We start from the raw sequence: 2228 nt of genomic DNA on the forward strand, positions 1-2228 counted from the left end.
CCCCATCGCGGAGAGTGTCCAAATGCGGCGGCTTTGTACAAGTCGTCCGACCAAGGGATGATAATCAATCGTTTGCGTGCGTACACCGGCGCGCGCTTGCCATGCGCTGGTATCGTCTGGCAAGACATTGCTTAATTCAGGAATATCCTCAAGCAGTTTTTCATAATTTTGCTGATTTTCTTCTTCACGGATATCAATACTGGCGTCAGCATCTACAAAGCTGGCACCCAATAAAAACTGTGGCTCATTGTCGCGAATGTTATTTATCCCAGCATCGCCGCTTTGCCCGATAAAGGGCGCGCAATAACCACTATATTTGAGCGGTAGTTTAGGCAGACCTGCGAGTTGCTCGTCAGTGGGCGTAAACCAAGATAATTGCCCGCGAATAGTACGGCACTCAACGATACGTTTGTCTAATTGATGGCTTTCATAGGCGGCGCAAATTACCACATTATCAGCACAGATAGTAATAATTTGACTATTGTCACTGCCATCTTCTTTCTCACCAATTACCGTCACTTTATCGGCAGTTTCTTTGATATCAGTAACATTAAGCTGCTGGTAAGTGATATTTGGGTGCTTAAGAATAAGCGTTTTTAGCGCTTGAGGATTGACCAATCCAGATTGTGGTAAATATAAATTGTCCGCTAAGTCTTTAACTTTTAAGCCACTTAATTGCCGCGCTTGTTCAGTCGTAATCGTGGTTGCCATCTCATTGGGATAATCGGCAATTTGCGCCGTACCGATATTGGTTTTGATTAGCAAGTCTAACGCGCCTGTTTGCTCAAGTATTGGCGGCGTTTGCTGCAGAGCTGCTTGCCGATTAAAATAACGGTACAACCTGCCGCTATAGAGATAGCCGATAGAGTGCAAGTGCTCATACACATGATGAATGGGCGTCATATTTGGTGCGAGGAGGGCGCGCGGATTGCCAGAGGCGCCAGCAAGCGGCGCGACTTTATCTATTATCGACACAGTCACACCGCGGTTGGCCAGCGTCCAAGCCGTAAGTAGTCCCGCAACGCCTGCGCCAATAACCACTGTATGATTAGGAGTATGGTCATGAGGGTGTGGCAAAACGCAAATATTGTTATCGTCATTCAGTGCTAAAGAATCAGGTAAGGACTCAGCATTGTCCACCATCGCTGCCGTTAACATTTCACGCTTGCGCCCAAAACCTTTTACCTTTTTAATGCTAAAACCATGCGCTTGCAAGCCACGTTTGACAATACCAGCACAGCTATAAGTAGCGGCAGTGGTGCCAGTGCGAGATAAGCGCTGCATCTGGGTAAATATCGACTCCGCCCACAAGCTCTCATTACAAGAAGGCGCGAAACCATCTAAAAACCAAGCATCAACGTAAGGACGATTGATAGCGGTCTGAGTATTTAAAGTAGCTAAGCTCTCAAAAGTAGCCAGACTTGCCAAGCTATCGCCTGCATCGCCTAACCAAATATCAAGCGTGATATTATCGTCAATAAAATTTAGTCGATGACAGCCTGCAATCAGCGGTGGGTAGTTTGTTAAAAGCTCTTTAATCAATTCGGCAAGTTCGGGCGCGCGCTGTGCCCATAAAGCGAGTATCTGCGTTAAGTCGTTAAACGGAATGGGGTGTTTTTCGGTAGTGATAAAGTGTAAGCGCGCGCTTGTTAAATGCGGCTGCTGCGTACGAAGCTGTCGCCAAAGCTGCCATGTCGCTAAAAAATTCAGGCCCGTACCAAAACCCAATTCAGCAATCGTAAAGCATTGCTTATCAGCAAGGTTTGCTAGGCGCTCGGGTAATTGATTATGGGCTAAAAATACATGGCGAGATTCTGCTAAGCCATCAGCATGCGAGAAATACACATCGCCAAACTCCCCTGATACTGGCACTTGATTGCCAGCATCATCGGTTTGCCATCCAATCTTAGCAGGGGTAATCACATCTGGCGGCGCGGGTTTTTTAGGGGGCTTGGTGGCTTTTTTATAAGTGACAGAAGAGGTAGGCTTAGATATAGCTGATTTAGACTGAGGTTTAGACACAAATTTGGACATAAAGCATCACATTTATAGAGGATTTACTACCAGCGCTCGCGGCGCACAAACACCAACCACGAAATAAAAATCCCAACCAGCAAGCTCATTAACACCGTAAATGCACCATATAAAAACAATTGACCTTTGCTTTCATAAACCAAAACGTTCACTTGTGTTTGTAAGTCATTGACTTGACGCTGAAGCTGGGCATT

General features: G+C 46.1%; 1 protein-coding gene. It reads right to left on the minus strand.

Annotation, left to right across the window (positions count from 1 at the left end; translation table 11 throughout):
* Positions 1-2034 (minus strand): tRNA (5-methylaminomethyl-2-thiouridine)(34)-methyltransferase MnmD (gene mnmD / locus V7D75_RS00995; RefSeq protein WP_333613035.1); only part of this gene is annotated, 2034 nt, incomplete at its 3' end.
* Positions 2035-2228 lie beyond the last annotated feature (194 nt).

Origin of the sequence: Psychrobacter sp. (genome assembly GCF_036731945.1) — a bacterium.
Lineage (GTDB): Bacteria > Pseudomonadota > Gammaproteobacteria > Pseudomonadales > Moraxellaceae > Psychrobacter.